General features: G+C 59.6%; 17 protein-coding genes. 7 read left to right on the top strand and 10 right to left on the bottom strand.

The window, feature by feature from the left end; translation table 11 throughout:
- Window positions 1-44: 44 nt before the first annotated feature.
- Complete coding sequence (locus NQH49_RS06390) at window positions 45-1,400, top strand: formimidoylglutamate deiminase (protein ID WP_256696016.1); 1,356 nt, start codon at window positions 45-47, stop codon at window positions 1,398-1,400.
- Complete coding sequence (locus NQH49_RS06385) at window positions 1,397-1,936, top strand: HutD/Ves family protein (RefSeq protein ID WP_256696015.1); 540 nt, start codon at window positions 1,397-1,399, stop codon at window positions 1,934-1,936. Before NQH49_RS06390 ends, NQH49_RS06385 begins: the two co-directional genes overlap by 4 nt.
- Here the strand turns inward: NQH49_RS06385 and hutC are convergent.
- Window positions 1,920-2,675, bottom strand: coding sequence for a histidine utilization transcriptional repressor HutC (gene hutC / locus NQH49_RS06380; protein WP_008102577.1), 756 nt, complete (start codon window positions 2,673-2,675; stop codon window positions 1,920-1,922). The two genes, NQH49_RS06385 and hutC, sit on opposite strands and share 17 nt — an antisense overlap.
- A gap of 319 nt (window positions 2,676-2,994) precedes the next feature.
- Between hutC and hutH the strand changes: the two genes are divergently transcribed.
- The 3 genes from hutH to NQH49_RS06365 all read left to right on the top strand — a co-directional run bounded on the left by hutH (window position 2,995) and on the right by NQH49_RS06365 (window position 7,679).
- Entirely contained in the window at window positions 2,995-4,548 is a 1,554-nt protein-coding gene (gene hutH, locus NQH49_RS06375) for a histidine ammonia-lyase (RefSeq protein ID WP_256696013.1), read from the top strand.
- Between the two features lie 10 nt (window positions 4,549-4,558).
- Window positions 4,559-6,244 carry a urocanate hydratase gene (hutU, locus tag NQH49_RS06370; RefSeq protein WP_256696012.1) on the top strand — a complete coding sequence of 562 codons (1,686 nt, stop codon included), beginning with the start codon at window positions 4,559-4,561 and terminating at the stop codon, window positions 6,242-6,244.
- 277 nt (window positions 6,245-6,521) lie between these two features.
- A complete protein-coding gene (locus NQH49_RS06365; protein WP_256696011.1) occupies window positions 6,522-7,679 on the top strand; it encodes a M20 aminoacylase family protein in 1,158 nt (385 codons plus the stop codon).
- 64 nt (window positions 7,680-7,743) lie between these two features.
- Here NQH49_RS06365 and ybiB read toward each other — a convergent pair whose 3' ends face one another.
- Genes ybiB through NQH49_RS06350 form a run of 3 tightly spaced genes read right to left on the bottom strand, consistent with a single transcriptional unit; the run spans window position 7,744 to window position 11,853 of the window.
- Window positions 7,744-8,712, bottom strand: a complete 969-nt coding sequence (ybiB, locus tag NQH49_RS06360) for a DNA-binding protein YbiB (RefSeq protein WP_256696010.1) — start codon at window positions 8,710-8,712, stop codon at window positions 7,744-7,746.
- A 45-nt stretch (window positions 8,713-8,757) separates the two neighbouring features.
- Window positions 8,758-10,902 (bottom strand): ATP-dependent DNA helicase DinG, encoded by a 2,145-nt coding sequence (gene dinG / locus NQH49_RS06355; protein ID WP_256696008.1) that lies wholly within the window; start codon window positions 10,900-10,902, stop codon window positions 8,758-8,760.
- A gap of 54 nt (window positions 10,903-10,956) precedes the next feature.
- Window positions 10,957-11,853: a LysR family transcriptional regulator gene (locus tag NQH49_RS06350; RefSeq protein ID WP_256696007.1), complete on the bottom strand. Its 897-nt coding sequence runs from the start codon at window positions 11,851-11,853 to the stop codon at window positions 10,957-10,959.
- 125 nt (window positions 11,854-11,978) lie between these two features.
- On the opposite strand from NQH49_RS06350, the gene speB reads away from it, so the two are divergent.
- Both speB and NQH49_RS06340 read left to right on the top strand, forming a co-directional pair.
- Entirely contained in the window at window positions 11,979-12,935 is a 957-nt protein-coding gene (gene speB / locus NQH49_RS06345; RefSeq protein ID WP_305961168.1) for an agmatinase, read from the top strand.
- Window positions 12,935-14,020: an iron-containing alcohol dehydrogenase family protein gene (locus NQH49_RS06340; protein WP_256696005.1), complete on the top strand. Its 1,086-nt coding sequence runs from the start codon at window positions 12,935-12,937 to the stop codon at window positions 14,018-14,020. Before speB ends, NQH49_RS06340 begins: the two co-directional genes overlap by 1 nt.
- A 180-nt stretch (window positions 14,021-14,200) precedes the next feature.
- Here the strand turns inward: NQH49_RS06340 and NQH49_RS06335 are convergent, their stop codons facing one another.
- The 6 genes from NQH49_RS06335 to NQH49_RS06310 are packed head-to-tail and all read right to left on the bottom strand — an operon-like array spanning window position 14,201 to window position 19,777.
- Window positions 14,201-15,562: an MmgE/PrpD family protein gene (locus NQH49_RS06335; protein ID WP_256696004.1), complete on the bottom strand. Its 1,362-nt coding sequence runs from the start codon at window positions 15,560-15,562 to the stop codon at window positions 14,201-14,203.
- Window positions 15,546-16,433, bottom strand: coding sequence for a polysaccharide deacetylase family protein (locus tag NQH49_RS06330; RefSeq protein WP_256696003.1), 888 nt, complete (start codon window positions 16,431-16,433; stop codon window positions 15,546-15,548). The genes NQH49_RS06335 and NQH49_RS06330 overlap by 17 nt, the downstream gene beginning before the upstream one ends.
- Window positions 16,426-17,271 (bottom strand): polysaccharide deacetylase family protein, encoded by an 846-nt coding sequence (locus NQH49_RS06325; protein WP_256696002.1) that lies wholly within the window; start codon window positions 17,269-17,271, stop codon window positions 16,426-16,428. The genes NQH49_RS06330 and NQH49_RS06325 overlap by 8 nt, the downstream gene beginning before the upstream one ends.
- Before the next feature lie 11 nt (window positions 17,272-17,282).
- On the bottom strand, window positions 17,283-18,104 hold the full coding sequence (locus NQH49_RS06320) for an ABC transporter substrate-binding protein (protein ID WP_256696001.1): 822 nt from the start codon (window positions 18,102-18,104) through the stop codon (window positions 17,283-17,285).
- Window positions 18,105-18,120: 16 nt separating this feature from the next.
- Window positions 18,121-18,885, bottom strand: a complete 765-nt coding sequence (locus tag NQH49_RS06315) for an amino acid ABC transporter ATP-binding protein (RefSeq protein WP_008102604.1) — start codon at window positions 18,883-18,885, stop codon at window positions 18,121-18,123.
- Between the two features lie 13 nt (window positions 18,886-18,898).
- Complete coding sequence (locus tag NQH49_RS06310; RefSeq protein ID WP_176970961.1) at window positions 18,899-19,777, bottom strand: amino acid ABC transporter permease; 879 nt, start codon at window positions 19,775-19,777, stop codon at window positions 18,899-18,901.
- Window positions 19,778-19,785: the final 8 nt, after the last annotated feature.

Here is a 19,785-nt window from a genome sequence, read left to right as displayed (position 1 = left end):
AGTATGTATATGTATATACAACCTTTCGCCATGCAGGATCAACCATGACAACCTATTTTGCCCCACGCGCGCTGCTGGCCGACGGCTGGCATGAGCGCGTGCTGATGACCACCAACGCAGCTGGACAGATCACACAACTCGCGCCCAACAGCGAGCCCGGCGATGCCACGCGTCTTGCCGGACCGGTAATTCCAGCGATAGCGAATCTGCATTCACACGCCTTCCAGCGCGCGATGGCAGGACTGGCCGAAGTGGCAGGCGATCCGCAGGACAGCTTCTGGACATGGCGCGATTTGATGTACCGCATGGTGCAGCGCCTGTCGCCCGAGCAGGTTGGCGCTATCGCAACGCATCTCTACATCGACATGCTGAAAGGCGGCTACAGCCAGGTGGCGGAATTCCACTATTTGCACCACGATCCACAGGGTAAACCTTACGCCGATGATGCCATGCAGCTGGCACTGATGGCGGCGGCGGAGAACGCAGGCATCGGCCAAACCTTGCTGCCGGTGCTCTACAGCTACAGCGGTTTTGGTTCGCAACCGGCCAGCAACGGCCAGCGCCGTTTCATTCAGCAAACCGACGCCTACCTGCAACAGCAGCAGCGCGTGGCAAGCTGGAGCGCGGATAAGCCGCTGCTTAATCATGGCATCTGCTTCCATTCGCTGCGCGCGGTGAATGAAGCGCAGATGCATGAAGTCTTAGCCGCCTGCCCGCAGGATGTGCCGGTGCACATTCACGTCGCCGAGCAGGAGAAAGAGGTTAACGACAGCCTTGCGTGGAGTGGCGAACGTCCGGTGGCCTGGCTGCTCAACCGCTTTAAGGTCGATCAGCGCTGGTGTTTGATTCACGCTACCCATCTTGATGACGATGAAATTCAGCGCATGGCGGCGAGCGGCGCGGTGGCGGGCTTGTGTCCGACCACCGAAGCCAATCTCGGTGACGGCATTTTCCCGGCGGTGGAATACATCGCGCGCGGCGGCCGCTGGGGCATTGGCTCCGACAGCCATGTATCGCTTAGTGCATTGGAAGAGCTGCGCTGGCTGGAGTACGGTCAGCGACTGCGCGATCGTCGTCGCAACCGCATCACCTTGCCCAATCAACCTTCCGTCGGCGATCTGCTGTGGCAGCAAGCCGCACAGGGCGGCGCGCAGGCGTGTGGTTTGTCGGCGGGTGAACTGGCGATCGGCAAACGTGGCGATTGGCTGGTGCTGGCAGAAGACGCGTTTCTCAGCAGCGTCAGCAGCGCATCGCTGTTAAATCGCTGGCTGTTTGGCGGACAGCGCGAACAGATCCGCGATGTGTTTGTGGCGGGCAAACAGGTTATCAGCGAAGGCCATCATGCGGCAGAAGAGCACGCCGCGATCCACTTCGCCGAGGCGATGAGGGCGTTGCAATGAGAACCCGTTTTGCCTATGACCAGCTTCCGGTCAGCCGCTGGCGCAATGGCGGCGGTGAAACGCGGGAAATCGCCAGCTATCCGCCGGACGACGCACAGTTTGCCTGGCGCGCCAGCATCGCCACCATCTCCGCCGACGGGCCGTTTTCGCCCTTCCCCGGCATCGACCGCGTGATTACCTTGCTGCATGGCGACAGCGTTTTACTTGAGAGTGAACAGGCTCAGCAGCGCTTAACCCCGCTGCAGCCATGGGCGTTTCCCGGTGAATGGGCGATTGAAGCTAAAATTTCTGGCAGCTGTCAGGATTTCAATATCATGACGCGGCGCGACAGCTGGCGGTCTGCGGTGAGCATCGCGCAAAAAACGGTCAGCAGCGAAAACGGCGTGGCGTGGGTGGTGGCGGGCACATGGCAAACATCGGCCGGAGAAATGCTGGCGGTGGATCAGGGGATGTGGTGGCTGGATGAAACGCTACAGCTGGCACCACAAACGTCGGATGCCAGACTGTTATTTGTCAAGCTTAACCGTGTCCTCTAAAGCGACCCAGCAACTTATAGCGCGATCCTGGATAAAGCAGGCGCGCGTAGGTCACAATCTTGTTGTCGCTCCACGTCTGACGACGAATCAACAGGCACGGCTCATGTTCATCCAGCGCCAGATGCTTACGCTGGCGCAGATCCGGCAGCACCGCTTCAACAATATGCTCACCGGCGGTCAGCGGGGCGACGCGCATCAAATAGGTGTACGGCGTCAGCTGATGATAATCCTGACTGAGATAATCCGGCGCCACCAGCGGATTGACCAAACGATCTTCCAGCTGCACCGGCAGATCGTTTTCGTAATGCACAATCAGCGAATGGAACAGCGTTTGCCCGGTAGATAATCCCAGCACCGCCGCCTGTTCGGGATCGGCCTTCATCTGCCCAATCGACAAAATCTTGCAGCTGTGACGATGTCCGCGCTGCGCAATCTCATCGGCGATGTTGTGCACTTCCAGCATCGCGGTGTAGCCCTTCATCTCAGCGACAAAAGTGCCTACGCCCTGCATGCGCACCAGAAAACCTTCGCTGGTGAGCTCACGCAGCGCGCGATTAATGGTCATGCGACTGACGCCCAGCTCGTTCACCAGTTCACTTTCAGACGGCACGCGCTGATTGGCTTTCCAGTGGCCTTCACGGATTTGGCTAACGATTGCCTGCTTCACCCGCTGGTAAATCGGCGCAGGCTCATCGCCCATCGCCGCAGCCAGCTGTGCTACTGCTGTTTGCTCCGCCATTTCCTGTTCCTTTGAAGAATAATGCCCAAAGTTTACTGTCTCAGCCGGTAAATGTATATACATCTAATTGTGCAATCCGCCCAGCATTGGTGCAGCTTTCGTGCCATTGCGGTGCAATCACGTTGCGGTTGCGCCTGTTTCACCGCTTTGCGCCGCATTTCACAGAACAAGAACAATCTGGCATAGTGCTTGCTACTTGTATAGACAAGATTAGACACTTATGCTTCACTCATCGCAATCCACGGCAAATCGGACCGCCCCATCGCAAAATATCGGCGTCCGATTCATGCCAGATCACTTGTATAGACAGGAGTAGACTATGTCAGGTTCGGTTCAGGAAATTCGCCTCGTTCCCGGTGAAGTGGACCTCGCGACCTTGCGCAGTATTTATCAAAGCAAGGTAACGCTCACGTTGGCCGATGACGCGCGCGCAGCGATTGCCCGTGCCCATGAAACCGTCGATGCCATCGTCGCATCCGGCAACGTGGTGTACGGCATCAACACCGGTTTCGGCAAGCTGGCGCAGACGCAAATCCCTTCGGCGCGGCTGGCAGAACTGCAGCGCAATCTGGTGCTGTCGCACAGCGTTGGCCTCGGCGATTTGCTGCCGGATAATGTGACGCGGCTGGTGGTCGCCACCAAAATTATCAGCCTGGCGCGCGGCCACTCTGGCGTGCGCATCGAACTGATTGAAGCGTTGCTGGCGCTGTTCAACGCGGGCGTGATGCCATGCATCCCGGAGAAAGGTTCGGTGGGCGCGTCAGGCGATCTGGCGCCGCTGGCACATCTTTCCTTGATGCTGCTGGGCGAAGGTCAGGTGCGCGTCGAGGGCGAATTAATTCCTGCTACTGAAGGCTTAGCGCGCGTTGGCCTGCAGCCGATTGTGTTGGGCCCTAAAGAAGGTCTGGCGCTGCTCAACGGCACGCAGGTCTCGAATGCGCTGGCGCTGCGCGGTCTATTCGAAGCGGAAAACCTTTTCGCGGCGGGCCTGATGGCCGGCGCGCTGTCGCTGGAAGCGATTAAAGGCTCGGTAAAACCTTACGATGCGCGTATTCACGAAGCGCGGGGTCAGGTTGGACAGATCAACGTTGCCGCCGCCGTCTCCTCTTTATTATCCGGCAGTGAAATCCTCAGCTCGCACACCAACTGTGGTCGCGTGCAGGATCCCTACTCGATTCGCTGCGTGCCACAGGTGATGGGCGCCTGCCTGGATAACCTGACGCATGCCGCGCGCATATTACAGATTGAAGCCAACGCCGCCTCGGATAATCCGCTGGTGTTCAGCGACAGCGGCGATGTGATTTCCGGCGGTAACTTCCACGCCGAGCCGGTGGCCTTCGCCGCCGATATTCTGGCACTGGCGATTGCCGAAATCGGCGCGATCTCCGAGCGTCGTCTGGCGCTGCTGCTGGATACCGGCCTCTCCGGTTTGCCGCCGTTCCTCGTCAATGATGGCGGCGTTAACTCCGGCTTTATGATCGCCCAGGTCACTGCGGCGGCGCTGGCGTCTGAGAACAAATCGCTGGCGCATCCTGGCAGCGTTGACAGCCTGCCGACCTCCGCTAACCAGGAAGATCACGTCTCGATGGCGACCTACGCAGCCCGCCGCCTCGGCAGCATGTGCTTCAACACCGCCGCCGTAGTGGGTATTGAAGCGATGGCCGCTGCACAAGGCATTGATTTCCATCGTCCGCTGCAGAGCTCGCCGACGCTGGAACAGGAGATGAGCCGCATCCGCGAGAACGTGGCCTTCCTCGATCACGACCGTTTACTGGCGCCGGATATCGAATCCATGCGTCTGTGGGCCAGCGCATCCGCATGGCCTGAATCCCTTACCGCGCTGCTGCCAAGCCAGCGTAAGACTGTTAATTAAGGAATCGATGATGAGCGAAACTTTGACTCAGGCTGTAGCCCGTGAAATCCGTGCGCCGCGCGGTAATGAATTGCACTGCGCCAACTGGTTGATTGAAGCGGCTTACCGCATGATCCAGAACAACCTCGATCCTGACGTGGCAGAGCGCCCGGAAGATCTGGTGGTGTACGGCGGCATCGGTAAAGCCGCGCGAAACTGGGAGTGCTTCGAGCAGATTCTGCGTTCGCTGCGTGCGCTGCAGCCGGAAGAGACATTGCTGATCCAGTCCGGCAAACCGGTGGGCATATTCCGCACGCATGCTGATGCACCGCGCGTGCTGCTGGCTAACTCGAATCTGGTGCCACATTGGGCCAACTGGGATCACTTCCACGAGCTGGATCAAAAAGGCCTGATGATGTACGGCCAGATGACTGCCGGTTCATGGATCTACATCGGTGCGCAGGGCATCGTGCAAGGTACCTTTGAAACCTTCGCCGAAGCCGGTCGCCAGCATTACGACAGCAATCTCAGCGGCCGCTGGATCCTCACCGCCGGTTTGGGTGGCATGGGCGGCGCACAACCGCTGGCGGGCGTGTTGGCCGGTGCCAGCGTGCTGGCGATTGAGTGCCAGGAATCACGCATCGATTTCCGTATCCGTACTCGCTACGTCGATCACAAAGCCTATACGCTGGACGAAGCACTGGCGCTGATTGATCAGGCGAATAAAGAGAAGCGCGCCATTTCTGTTGGCCTGCTGGGCAACGCCGCTGAAATCGTGCCGGAGCTGGTGAAACGTGCCAAAGCGGGCGGCATGAAGCCGGATATCGTCACCGATCAAACTTCGGCGCACGATCCGATTAACGGTTATCTGCCGGTCGGTTGGGATGTGGCGCGCTGGGAAGCCGAGCGTGTCAGCAACCCGAAAGCGGTGGAGAAAGCCGCACGCGCCTCAATGGCGGTGCATGTACAGGCGATGCTGGACTTCCATCACATGGGCGTCCCGACCGTGGATTACGGCAACAACATCCGTCAGGTAGCGCTGGATGAAGGCGTGAAAAATGCCTTTGATTTTCCAGGCTTTGTGCCGGCCTATATTCGTCCGCTGTTCTGCGAAGGCAAAGGTCCGTTCCGCTGGGTGGCGCTGTCAGGCGATCCGGAAGATATCTACAAAACCGATGCCAAGCTGAAAGAGCTGTTCCCGGATCACCAGAATCTGCACCGCTGGCTCGACATGGCGCAGGAGCGCATCGCCTTCCAGGGCTTACCAGCGCGTATCTGCTGGCTGGGTCTGGGCGAGCGTCACAAAGCGGCGCTGGCGTTCAACGAAATGGTGCGCAACGGCGAGCTAAAAGCGCCGATCGTCATTGGTCGCGATCATCTGGATTGCGGTTCCGTGGCGTCACCGAACCGTGAAACCGAAGCGATGAAGGATGGCTCGGATGCCGTATCGGATTGGCCGCTGCTGAATGCCCTGCTGAACACCGCAGGCGGCGCGACCTGGGTCAGCCTGCACCATGGCGGCGGCGTTGGTATGGGCTTCTCGCAGCACTCCGGCGTAGTGATCGTGTGTGACGGCACTAAAGAAGCCGATACGCGCTTAGGCCGCGTGTTGTGGAACGATCCGGCCACTGGCGTAATGCGTCACGCGGATGCCGGTTATCAATTAGCGCAAAGCTGCGCGCAGGAACACGGCTTAAACCTGCCGATGCAAAAATAACGTTCACCTCGCGCACTCCGATCGATCCCCTCTTCCGCCTGCGGGAGAGGGTTAGGGTGAGGGACAGCGCGCATCTTTCAACATTGTGCCGCATTCCCCCTCATCCCAGCCTTCTCCCGCGTGCGGGAGAAGGAGCCGATCGAGCCCCTTTCTATATTCCATTCCGCTATACCCTATAGCCAAATCATTCCGTTCCACGATAGACGCCGCTATGCGCTTGCCACTACAGTAAATACATTATTTTGCAGCTCACGCTGCTAATGGAGAGCCTTACCTTATGAGCCTGCCTGCTGCACTGCTGGAAAACGCCCTCAACTGGCGTCGTCAGTTACACCAACATCCTGAACTGGGTTACCAGGAGCAGCAGACCAGCGAGCTCGTCGCGAAGGTACTCACCGAGGCCGGATTACAGGTGTTTCGTGGCTTAGCCGGCACCGGCGTCATCGGCACCTTAGAGAACGGCCCCGGACCGGTTATTGGCCTGCGTGCCGATATGGATGCGCTGCCGATCACCGAAAAAGGTGCACCGCAGTGGAAGTCGCAGAAAGCTGGCGTCATGCACGCCTGCGGTCACGATGGCCACACTTCGATTCTGCTGGCAGCGGCCTGTCAGCTGGCGGCCACGCGTAACTTCAGCGGCACCCTTCACTTCATCTTCCAGCCCGCCGAAGAGAATCTCGGTGGCGCGCGCAAGATGGTGGAAGAAGGTCTGTTCCAGCGCTTCCCGATGGATGCGGTTTACGCCATGCATAACTGGCCGGGCATGCCGGTGGGCACGCTGGCGGTTAACCCGGATGCGATGATGGCGTCACTCGACTCGTTTGAAATTACGCTGCACGGTAAAAGTTGCCATGCGGCGATGCCGGAAAGTGGTGCAGATCCAATGGTGGTCGCCGCCGAACTGATTCTGGCGCTGCAAACCATTCCGTCGCGTCGTCTGTCACCGCTGGCTTCGGCGGTGGTGAGCGTGACGCAGATTCACGGCGGTGAAGCGATTAACGTTATTCCTGAGCAGATTGTGTTGCGTGGCACGGTACGATGTTTGCAGACCGACGTGCGCAATCGCGTGCGCGGTCTGATTGAGGATTTTGTCACTACGTTGCCGCGCCCGTTTGGCGTCAGCGGCGAGATTCACTGGTATCCCGGTTATCCGGTCACCGCTAACCATGCAGAGCAAGCCGAACAGGTACGTGCGGTGGCGGTTGATGTGCTCGGCGAGTCGCAGGTGCATTGGCAGGTGAACCCTTCAATGGCTTCGGAAGATTTTGCCTGCATGCTGCAAGCCTGTCCCGGCGCCTATTTCTGGCTCGGTGCCGATGGCACGACGCCGTCCGCCCCGCTGCATAACGCGAATTACGATTTTAATGATGAGCTGCTGCCGATCGGTATTACCTTCTGGCAGCGGTTGGTGGAGAGCGTGTTAGCGAAAGCGTGATGGTAAGATTGCGGTCGCCATAAATGGCGACCCTACGGAAACCTTGCGATGCGCCTGGCAGGCCTCAGATCCCCGCTCGCTGTAAGCGCCCTTCCGCATCTGCCATGCTGGCCGATTCCCCGGTCGCCACCAAACAACACGCCAGTTGCAAACGCAGCGCCTGCGGTACAGCGCGTTCCCCGGCTAACACCTGATTGATCCACACAGCGGTATCCTGCGCACTTTTGCTTTCCGGCAGTTCCACACTCACTTCCGGCTGGCGCTCAACCCACACTTCCGCTTCTGCACCCGCGCCGCGAATGTAGTTAATCGCCGGGCAGCGCTGCGGATTGGCGTACACCTCGCCTTCGGTGCCGTTGAGCAGAATCGCCGGTGCATCGATATCCTGGAAAAATTTCCCGACGCGCGGCACATATTCCGGATGCGAGACGCTGGCCAGACGCAGCGCGGCGCGTTCGGCAAACGGCGTCGCCAGTTTCGCCAGCGTATGCGCGCTGTTACGCACGCCCATACGCCAGCGCAGCGACAGCTGTTGCGCCATCGGCGCACATAGATGGTCAATGGTGATAAACGCCAACTCTCCGTTATCCAGCTTCGCCTGCGCCTGTGCGGCGGAGGTCACAGGCGCGATGTCCAGCGCCGCCAGCACCGCTTCGGTGGTGATGCGCGTGGGATCGTCGCTAACGCCATGTAACAGCACCGGGAAGCCGATTTTCACCAGCAGCAGCGCCAGCAGCGGCGTCAAATTGCCCTGACGACGCGCACCGTTGTAGCTGGGAATAACAATCGGCATCGGACGATGAGCCGGTGCCTGCAACTGCATCATCTGCTGCTGCATCGCGTGGTAAAAACCGCGCATCTCCTCTTCGCCTTCGCCCTTGATGCGCAGTGCAATTAGCACGCCACCCAGCTCCAGCTCCGGCACTTCACCGGCCAGCATCGCGCTGTAGAGCGCCTGCGCGGTGTCGAAATCGATATCGCGCGCGTGGTTTTTCCCGCGCCCAATCTCTTTAATGATTTTATTCAGTTCCATCAGGCATTCCCGCTTCCAGGGCGCGCCGCCATGCGGCTGCCAAAGTTAGATTTTCTTACTGCGACTTTTTTTCGGCTTGTCACTGCTAGCTTCCGGCATCGGCGGTTGCTCAATCGGGAACACCGGTAACGCGGCCAGCAGTCGGCTGCCATAAGCTTTGTTGAGCAGGCGGCGATCGTAAATCACGATTTCGCCAAAGCAGCTGTGGCTGCGAATCAAACGTCCTACCTGTTGAATCAAGGTAAAGGAGGCGCTCGGCAAGCTCTGCACCTCGAACGGATAACGTTTCAGGCTCTTCAGCCATTCGCCCTCGGTCAAAATTACCGGACTGTCCACCGGCGGAAAAGCGATTTTATGGATATGCACCTGCGACAGCAGATCGCCTTTCAAATCCAGCCCTTCAGCGAACGATTGCAGCCCCACTAAAATGCTGGTTTTACCGGCTTCGACGCGTTCCCGGTGCAGCGCCACCAGGCGCGAGCGCGGCTGGTCACCTTGCACCAGCATTGATAAACGCAGCTCCGGAATGTGTGCGACAAACTGCTGCATCGCGCGGCCGCTGGCAAACAGCACCAGCACGCCTTTGTGCTTCTCTTCGGCAATCTGCTGACGGAAGAAACGCGCCATCTCGGCGATGTGTTCCGCTTCCTGCGCCATCTGCGGCTCAAACTGCATCTGCGGAATCACCAGTTTGCCCTGATCGATATGGTTAAACGGTGAATCCAGCGCCACGAAGCGGTCGCCGGCTTTCTCGCTCAGGCCAGACATCTCCTGCAAACGGTTGAAGCTGTTGAGCGAGCGCAACGTGGCGGAGGTCACCACCACATGCGGGATTTTGCGCCACAGGATTTTTTCCAGCTGATCGCTCACGCGAATGCCCGCGCAGTGGAACAGCAGATGCGCCTGGCCTTCGCGGATCTCACGCGTAATCCACTTCGACACTGGCGCATTTGAGGCTTTCTCCATCGCCGCCAGCCGCCACAATTTACTGATTGATTCGAACCAACCGAAGTGGCGATTGAGCTGAATAATCGCTTTATGCAGCCGCATGATATCGGCTTTACCGGTTTGATCGCCCAACTCGTTGAGCAGGCCTTCGCTTAAGCCGCGCAGCGCATCGCTCAGTTTGAACAGCCGCGCGCACAGGCTCAGCAACTCTTCCGGCAATTCACCCAGCACAAAGCGGAATTCGCCCGGCTGATTATGGCCCGGCAACAGCGGATTGAGCGCATCGCAGAGAATCTGCAGCAGCTCGCGCATTTCGTCGCAGTGGCCTTTCAGGCGTTCCGGATTGGTGAGCGGCGGCGGCGATTTTGGGCGGAACTGCGCCATGATGGTTTCCACCAGCCGCACAAACAGATCGAGCTGTAAACTGCTCCAGCCAGGCGTGATCTCCGCGCTCATCTCCAGCGCATCGCGCGCCACTTCCGGCAGATGATGGCCTTCGTCCAGCACCAGCATCAGGTTTTTCGCCGGTGGCAGCACCGATTCATTCTCCATCGCCGCCATCACCAGCGCATGGTTGGCGACCACCACATCCGCCTGCTCAATTTCGCGACGCGCGACAAAAAACGGGCATTCGCGATACCAGCGGCAGTGATGGCCGAGGCAGTTGGCTTTGTCGGTGGAGAGGCGTTGCCACAAGCTGTCGTCAATGTTGACATCGGTGTGATCGCGCAAGCCATCCCAGCGGTAGCTGCTGAGCTGCTTCTCCAGTTTGGCGCAGAATTTCTGCTCCTCTTTCGAGCCGGTGACCGCCTCTTCATCAAGATAGAGCAGCAAATCGCCCTGCTGATCTTCGGTCGCTGCCAGCGCCGCAAGGTTGCGCGGACAAACATAGCGTCCACGGCCAAAGGCAGCGGTAAAGGTGAGATCAGGGATGATTTTCTTCAGCAGCGGCAGATCCTTGGTGAAGATCTGATCCTGCAACGCCACGTTGGCGGTGCTGATCACCAGCCGCTTCTCCTCAGCGCGGCTTACCGCAATACCGGGAATCAAATAAGAGAGGGTTTTGCCGACGCCGGTGGGCGCTTCAATCGCCAGATGACGCCCTTCGTCACCGGCCAGACTTTTCGCCACTTCGGCAATCATCTGGCGCTGCGGCGCGCGCGGGATAAAGTCAGGAACCTGCTGCTGCAGCGCCTTATACCATTGCGCAATCTGGCTTTTTATCGCTGCTGTCAGGGCCATTTTCGTTACTGTTTGCTGAATTGGCCTGTATTTTTACACAGTATTGGCGCAGCGTCAGCTTTCGCTGCTATTTTTTCGCGCTGGATTCAGAATTTCCCGCATCGCGCGGATCAAGGTTTCCCGCGCGCGCCCACGGCGAAACGCAAAAGAGAAAGGCGCGCGGAAGTGGAAATGGTGCGGCAGCAGGCGGCATAGCGCGCCCTGCTGTTCCCCGCTGCGCGCGTAGTGTTCGGGTAAATAGCCGATGAAGCGGCCGGAAAGAATCAGCGTCAGCTGCGCTTCGATGCTCTCCACCGACGCATTGCTCTGGCGGAAGCCGCGCTTGTTGAGCTCCTGCTGATTCCAGTAGCGCCGCGTCACCATGCCGGTTTGCTGCACGGTGCGCACATCCGGATGGCCTTCAGCCAGCGGATGTTGCGGGCTGCAATAGAGCCAATGCTGCTCCTCATACAGCGGAATGGTCACCAGATTGCTGGCGCGCAGCGGAAAGTGACCAATCGCCAAATCGAGCCGATCCTCCAGCAACTGCTGCTGCAACTCATTGGGATCGCGCACGCTCAGATTAAAAAACACCGCCGGAAAGCGCTGGTTAAAGCGCGCGATGGCGGCAGGCAGATCCAGCGTGCTGTCGGTGACGGTGGCGTCCACCACGCCAAGCGAGAAAGTCCCGCCCTGCGCGCTTTTCAGCGTTTCTACCTGCTCCTGCCAACCCGCCAGCGTCGCCAGCATCTCCTGACTGTAGCGATAAAACTGCTCGCCTTTGCTGGTCAGGGTAAAGCCGCCGCGTCCGCGCTGGCAGAGGATAAAACCGAGCTGGCTCTCCAGCTCGCTCATGTAGGCGCTGATGGCCGGCGTGGTCATGTTCAGCGCTTGCTGCGCGCGCGAATAGCCCTGATTTTCCACCACGCTGGCGAACACCTGCAGCAGTTTAAGATTGGGAAGCGTCTGCACCGATTTTTCCTTCAGTGATTGCTGACTAAAGTTAAGTAATCTCTGAAGTGATTATCGGCTGTCAAGGATTTTTCCGGCTCGCGGGCTGGGTAATGATGGGTTTCACCTGACTGAAGGAGTGCGTGATGACCGATTTCCCCCAGCCGCAAGGCGGTAACGAGATGCCCCGTTTTGCCGGACGCGGCACCATGATGCGTTTGCCCGCCGCTGAGACACCGGCCGATTTGGATGTGGCGTTCGTCGGCATTCCACTGGATATCGGCACCTCGCAGCGCAGCGGCACGCGCTATGGCCCGCGCGCCATCCGCGCCGATTCAGTGATGATCCGTCCATACAACATGGCCACCGGCGCCGCGCCCTTTGATTCGCTGCGCGTCGGCGATCTCGGCGATGTGCCGATCAACACCTACAGCCTGCTGAAATCGGTTGATATCATCGAAAACTATTATACCGAGCTGAATACCTGGCCGATTATCCCGTTAACGCTGGGCGGCGATCACACGCTAACGCTGCCGATTTTGCGCGCGCTGGCGAAGAAGCATGGCCCGATGGGGCTGATTCACGTTGATGCGCACACCGATACCAACGACGAGATGTTTGGCGAGAAGATTGCGCACGGCACCACGTTCCGCCGTGCGGTGGAAGAAGGCCTGCTCGACTGTCAGCGCGTGGTGCAGATTGGACAACGTGCGCAAGGCTACGCCGCCGATGATTTTCAGTGGGGCGTCGATCAGGGTTTCCATCTGGTGCCCGCCGAGCAGTGCTGGTATCGCTCCATGACGCCGCTGATGGCCGAGGTGCGCGCGCGTATCGGAAACGGCCCGGTGTATCTCTCTTACGATATCGACAGCTTTGATCCGGCGTGGGCGCCCGGCACCGGTACGCCGGAAGTGGGCGGTTTAACCTCAATGCAAGGGCTGGAGATCGTGCGCGGCTGCCGTGGACTCAATCTGGTGGGCGGCGATCTGGTGGAAGTCTCGCCGCCGTATGACATCAGCGGCATGACCTCGCAGCTGGCGGCCAATATCCTTTATGAGATGCTGTGCGTGTTGCCCGGCGTCCGTTACACAGAGAACAAGTGATGACACAACAGAATCTGGTGTTCCCGGCGCGCGTGCTGCGCGGTGCGGGCGTGATCAACCAATTAGGCGCGATCTGCGCCGGGCTGGGCCAGCGTGCGCTGCTGATTGGCGGCCATCAGGCGTTGCAGGCGGTAGAAGCGCAGGTTCGCGCGCAACTGCTGGCAGCCAACGTCACGCTGCTGGCGCAAGAGTGGTTTGGCGGCGAAACCTCGATCAATCACATCAACCGTTTAGCAGCGCTGGCGACTGAACTGCAGGCCGAGGTGCTGATTGGCGTCGGCGGCGGTAAATCGCTGGATACGGTGAAAGCGGTGGGCGCACAGCTCGGCTTGCCGGTAGTAACGCTGCCAACCATCGCCGCCACCTGTTCTGCGGTAACGCCGTTGAGTATTCGCTATGACGATAACGGCAATTTCTTCGACATCTTCCCGCTGCCGCAGGCACCGGCAGCAGTGATTATCGACAGCGAGCTGCTGGCAAAAGCGCCCGCCCGCTGGCTGGCCGCCGGGCTGGGCGATACGCTGGCGAAGTGGTACGAGTTCCGTGCGGTCAGCGCACGCCATCCGGCATGCGACGGCAATGCGCTGTCGTCACTGGCGCACAGCCAGATCTGTTATGACGTGATTGCCGAACACGGCCCGGCGGCCTATGCCGCAGTGCTGCGTGGTGAGAGCAGCGCGTCGCTTGATCAGGTGCTGGATGCGATTTTCACCTGGGCAGGATTAACCTCGCTGATGAGCAATGGCGCACACGCAGCGGCTTCGCATGCGATTTATGAAGGTTTTACCTTCTGCGATAAAACCCGCGAGTTTGGTCACGGCTTGCTGGTCGGCTTCGGCAATCTTTGTTTGCTGGCGCTGGAGAATCGCGCCGATGAGGAGGTGTTGGATGAGATGCGCCTGGCACGCGACTGCGGCGTGCCGCTGACGCTGAGCGAGATTGCCGAGCTGGATGAGCATGAGCTGGCGCGGATTGTGCGCGAATCGGTGCATGCGCCGGATATGGAGAACATGGCCGAAGCGGTGACCGAAGCGCGCTTGCTGGCGGCGATGGTGCGGATTGAGGGGTTGTCGGGCAGGGTTTAGTTTATGGTTTGAATGTGCTCGCTGTGGTTTGAATGTGCTCGCTGTCCCCCATCCCGGCCTTCCCCCGCAAGCGGGGGAAGGAGACGCTGCCGCATGCAGCTTCATCACTGACATGTGGCAGCATCTTCCTCCCCCATTTATGGGGGAGGAACGAGGAGGGGGACAGCGGGCACAATAAAATCACCTTATCGCCAACAATCCCACCACTTCCCTTACATCCGCCACCTCATCCAACTCCAGACACACCACCTCGAGCCGTTCGACCTGATCCAGCGGCAACACGCGCGCCGCCAAACTGCGGTACTTCGCCAGCAGCGCATCCAGCGTGAGCGGATTGGTCGGCGCGCCTGACGGCACCGGCACATGCTGCTGCCACTGTACGCCCTGCTCGGTTTCCAGCCGCACCCACGGTTCGTCGTCGCGGCTCTGCTGCGCATCGATCACCAGCTCGATACGCGCCAGCAACGCTTCCACATCAGGGTGCAGACGTTTGGCGTCTTCATAACTTGCCAGCTCCGCCGAGTCGTAAAGCGCACGCGCCGCCAGCGCATACGGCAAGCTCATTTGCGCCGCCGCCAGACTGTGTAACTCACGACCGCCGCACATCTCCAGCAGGAACGGATTCACGCCCACCACAATGCGCGCAATCTGCTCTACGCGCACATCATGCTGTTGCAGCAGGATTCCCAGCGCATCAATCGCCCCGTGGGTACCACGGCACGAGGCGTAAGGTTTGATCGAGCAGCGCGCCAGTTTCCATACCTCACCGAGATCCGCCGTAAAGGCCTGTGGCTGCTGAGTATCTGCCGCTAAGGTTTGCAGGAAGCCGCCCCAGCGCGGTTCAAACACCGCCGAAGGACCGCTGATACCGCGTTGTGCCAGCAGCGCGGCCTGCACGCCGCCTTCTGCGGCACGCGCGGCATGCAGTTTTTTGGTATGCGAGCCGTCGTGAATAAAGCCCCACAAACCGCCGCTGAAACTGGCGGCAATGCCCAGTGCAGACGCACACTGCGCGCGATCCAGCTGCAGTAGCGAACACACCGCCGCCGCCGCACCAAACACGCCGCAGCTGGCGGTAGAGTGCCAGCCTGCGCCGTTGTGCGCCGAGTAACCGCCGCAGGCTTCTAGCACCCGGCGGCCGACGTCATAACCAATCACCATCGCCACCAGCAGCGCTGGCCCGTCCACCGGCTGCGTCGCCAGTGGCAAGGCCGCCAGCAGTGCCGGAATGACTACCGCGCCGGAGTGATCGCAGCCGCCAGTGTCGTCGAGTTCATAAATGTGAGCCGCCACGCCGTTCAGCCATGCCGCCTGACGCGGATTGGCCTGTTGCGCGCTGCCCCAAATCTGCGCCTGCTCGCGTCCACCTTCGGCCTGCACCAGAGCCAGACATTCGCGCCAAATCGGGCTGTCGCAGCCCGCCAGCGAAGCACCGAGCGTATCCAGCAGATGGCGTTTCGCCTGCTCCACCAGCGGCGCAGGCAGTTGTGCATAACGCGTCTCGGCGATAAAGGCCGCCAGTTGATCAAGCGTGCTCGCCATGCGCACCTCCAATGATGCGGGTAAACACTTCCGCCGGATGGGAGACATCGTTATCCGGCTGCGTCTGCCAGTGCGCCGCCGCCTGCTCGGCAGTGGCGATCCACACGTTGTGCTGTTGCAGCGTGTCAAGCAGCGCCCGCAGCAGGCCAATACGTCCGGCGGTGCCGATAATTTCCGGATGCAGGCGCAGCAGGTAGCACAGCCCAAAGCGGTGGAAGCCGTGGAAATCCTGCGTCATATTCGCCAGCGTTTCCGCATAAGGCGCGATACGCGATTGGCCCGGCGGAATCGCCGGGCTGAGGTTGAAGGCGAAATAGGGCTCATCTTCCAGCGTGTAGTGCATCGGCAGTTCCACCAGGCGCGTACCGGGATGGAAGTACGGCAAATCGTCGCCGCGCCAACTGGATGACCAGCGAATACCGCGTTCTATCAGCGCCGCGGCCAATCCCGGTTTCCACTGCCCGGCGGGCGTGCGGAAGCCGACGATTGGGCTACCGGTAATGTGCGCCAGTTTGTCGCAGCCGCGCGTCACGCTGGCAATTTGTTGCTCCAGCGTGAGTAACGAGAAATCTTCATGCATATCGCCGCTGCAGGCAATTTCATGGCCGTCGGCCACCATGCGCAGCACCAGTTCCGGCTGCTCTTCGGCAACAATCGCGGGCATACACCATGTGGCTTTAAGCTGTTTTTCCGCCAGCAGCGCCAGCAAGCGATCAACGCCGCGCAGCGTGCCGTAGCGCCACACCGACAGCGTTTTATCGCGCCCCGCCACCGCAGGCGCCTGAGTGAGAATGCCGTGAATGTCGTTGAAGTCGAGGGTGAGGATCGCTGCCGACTGGAAGCCCAGCGGCCAGCGTGAAGGTTCAGTCATGCTGTTGCTCCTGCAAATACCACTGCGCCACCGCATCGCAGCGCGCGAACCACACGTCATCGCGCGCCGTCATATGTTCAAACAGCTGTTCGAGCAGCAAAATGCGTCCCGGCTGGCCGGAGATTTTCGGGTGAAACAGCGTGGTGAGGCACAAGCCTTCATCCATCGCGCCATCGAACTCGCGCTGCCAGTTATCGCGCGTGTGCGCATAGCTGGCGATGCGGTCGCCGCCTTTGGGGAAATCAGGCTGGCGCGTGTAGGCCAGCGAGGCGTAATCATCCATCTCCCATTTACCGGGGATCTCCACCAGCGGCGTATGGCCGGCCACCGGAATGCTGTATGGACGATCGTCGCCGCGCATGCTGCTGGAGTAGATCACGCCCGCATCGCGCAGGATTTGTGGCGTTTCGGCATGCCAGTCGCCCGACGGCGTACGAAAACCGCAGGCGGTGATACCGAGAATGTTGTGGAAAATTTCAGCGGATTTCGCCATTACCGCACGCTGTTCATCCGGTGAAATCGCCCAGAAGGATTCGTGGCGATAGCCGTGATAGGCCACTTCGTGGCCCTGTTCGATAATCGCCTGACACTGCTGCGGCCACTGCTCCACCACCCACGCCGGCACAAAAAAGGTGGCGGGCAGCTCGAAGGCGCGCAGCAGGTCAAGCAGACGCCCGAGCGCACGGTACGGCCCGTAGGCCCCAAAGGTAAAATACTCTGGCGTTGACCACAGGCTGCCATTCAGCATGGCATCGCCGGTGGGACCGTCGAGGTCAAACGCCAGCGCCATACAGCCGCGTTTACCCTGCGGCCAGCGCACTGCGCCCGGTTGTTGCATCTGCGCGCTCCTTAGCCCTGGTTAACGGTAGCCTTCGCCACGCCGTTGTCTGCCAGGCCCCATTTGCCGAGGATTTTCTGGTAAGAGCCATCAGCAATCATCGCGTCGATCGCCGCCTGAATCGCCGTGGTCAGCTCGCCCGCATCTTTACCAATCGCCATGCCGGTGTACTGGAAGGAGAAGGCTTTATCCAGCGCCTTATATTTGCCCTTTTCCAGATCCATGATGTACGGCAGGGTTTCGCTGCCCTGCACCACGCCATCCAGACGGTTCTGGCGCAGCTGAGTACGCGCATCGGCGGTGCCTTCGGCGCCTACCACGATGATCGCGGGCTTACCGGCCGCTTCACAGTGCGCTTTTGACCAGTTGGCAATCTCTAGCGGGAAGGTGGTGCGACGGCTGGTGCCGACTTTCTTGCCGCACAGATCCATTGCGCTGTTGATATCGTTGCGCGCGGATTGGGTATAGAACTGCGGGCCGGTTTTGAAGTAGTCGATAAAGTTAACCACCTGCTGGCGCTCTTTGGTATCGGTCATGCCGGACATCACCAGATCGACGCGCTTGGTCACCACCGCGTTAACCATCTGCTCGAAGGCGATCTCCTGCCAGTTGATCTTCACGCCGAGCTTTTCACCAATCGCCTGGCCGAGATCGTAATCCACGCCGGTCAGCTGGTTAGTGGCCGGATCTTTAAAATCCATCGGCGGGTAGTTCGGCATGATCGCCACGGTCAGCCCTTTCTCTTTGATCGCAGCAGGAACCGCGATATCTGCCCAGGCAGAGGATTGCAGCAAAACGGCGGCACTGATGGCACTCAATAACAGCTTTTTCATATTCACCCCGGTAATGTTAAAGAAGAATCGCGTTAATAAAGTTTTTCATCCGTGGATTTTGCGGGTTCAGCAGAATGTCTTCCGGTGCGCCCTGCTCGATAATGCGTCCCTCGTCCATAAACACCACCTGATTGGCCACCTCACGGGCAAAGCCCATTTCGTGGGTGACCACCAGCATGGTGGTGCCCTCTTTTGCCAGCTGACGCATCACCGCCAGCACTTCGCCCACCATCTCCGGATCCAGCGCCGAGGTGGGTTCGTCAAACAGCATCAGTTTGGGTTTCATTGCCAGCGCGCGGGCAATCGCCACGCGCTGCTGCTGGCCGCCGGAGAGCGACTGCGGATAGTCGTGCGCTTTGTGCGCCAGACCGACGCGATCGAGCAGCGCCATGGCTTCTTCGCTGGCTTCACGTCTTGGACGCAGCAGCACGCGACACGGCCCTTCGATGATGTTCTCCAGCGCGGTTTTGTGTGGGAACAGGTTAAAGCGCTGGAACACCATGCCGGTTTGCAGGCGCTGACGCGCAATCTGCTTGTCGCTCAGCGCATGCAGTTTGTTCCCGGCGATGCGATAGCCCGCCAGCTCGTTGTCGACCCAAATCCCGCCTTTATCGACCTTCTCAAGCTGGTTGATGCAGCGCAAAAAGGTGCTTTTGCCGGAACCGGAGGGACCGAGGATGCACATCACCTCGCCGTAGTTCACTTCGAGGCTGACATCCTTCAGGGCGTGGAACTGGTCGAAATATTTGTTCACCTTGACGGCGCGCACGATGTTTCTCATGTTGGGCTCCTGATTACTGACGCTGACGATGGCCGCGTGAGAAATAACGTTCCAGTCGGCTCTGTCCAAACGACAACACCGTGACCACAATCAGGTACCAAATGCCTGCCACGAACAGCAGTTCCATGACGCGCGCGTTGGCGAAGTAGATGGTTTGCGTGTTGTAGAGCAGTTCGGAGTACTGAATCATGCTGGCGAGACTGGTGGTTTTGATCATGCTGATAAATTCGTTGCCGACCGGCGGCAGAATCACGCGCATAGCCTGCGGCAGAATGATGCGATGCAGCGCCTGCAGACGCGGCATGCCGATGGCTTTCGCCGCTTCGTATTGCCCGGTATCCACCGACAGCAAGCCCGCACGCACCACTTCCGAGGTGTACGCGCCCTGATTGATGCTCAAACCGAGCAGCGCGGCGAGGAACGGCGTCATGATGGTGACGGTTTGCACGCTGAACACGCCGGGAATGCTGATGGTGGGAAACACCAGCGCGAGATTGAACCACAGCAGCAGCTGCAAAATCAGCGGCGTGCCGCGAAAAATCCACGCATAGCCCACGGCGATGTAGTGCAGCACCGGATTGGGCGACATGTACATGATGGCGGTGATGACGCCAAACAGCACGCCAAGCCCCATCGCCAGCACCGACATGATCAGCGTGTTGACCACGCCATTGAGAATCGCCTGGGCGGTAAAGAACTGGCCAACAAACGACCATTCGATATTGCCGTGGGCAAAGGCGTTCACCAGCAGCGCCAGCAGCACCAGAATCACCGCCGACGCGGTGATGCGGCCGTAATAACGGCGCGGCACCACCTGATAACGATCGAGATCGTAATGCGTCTGCTCGCGGCTGTTGTTCAAACTCGGCTCAATCGGCGTTGATTGCGACATAAAGCTCT

This window comes from Pantoea trifolii, assembly GCF_024506435.1.
Classification (GTDB): domain Bacteria; phylum Pseudomonadota; class Gammaproteobacteria; order Enterobacterales; family Enterobacteriaceae; genus Pantoea; species Pantoea trifolii.
Note: the sequence above shows the minus strand (reverse complement) of the source record. Positions and strands in the feature narration are given on the sequence as shown.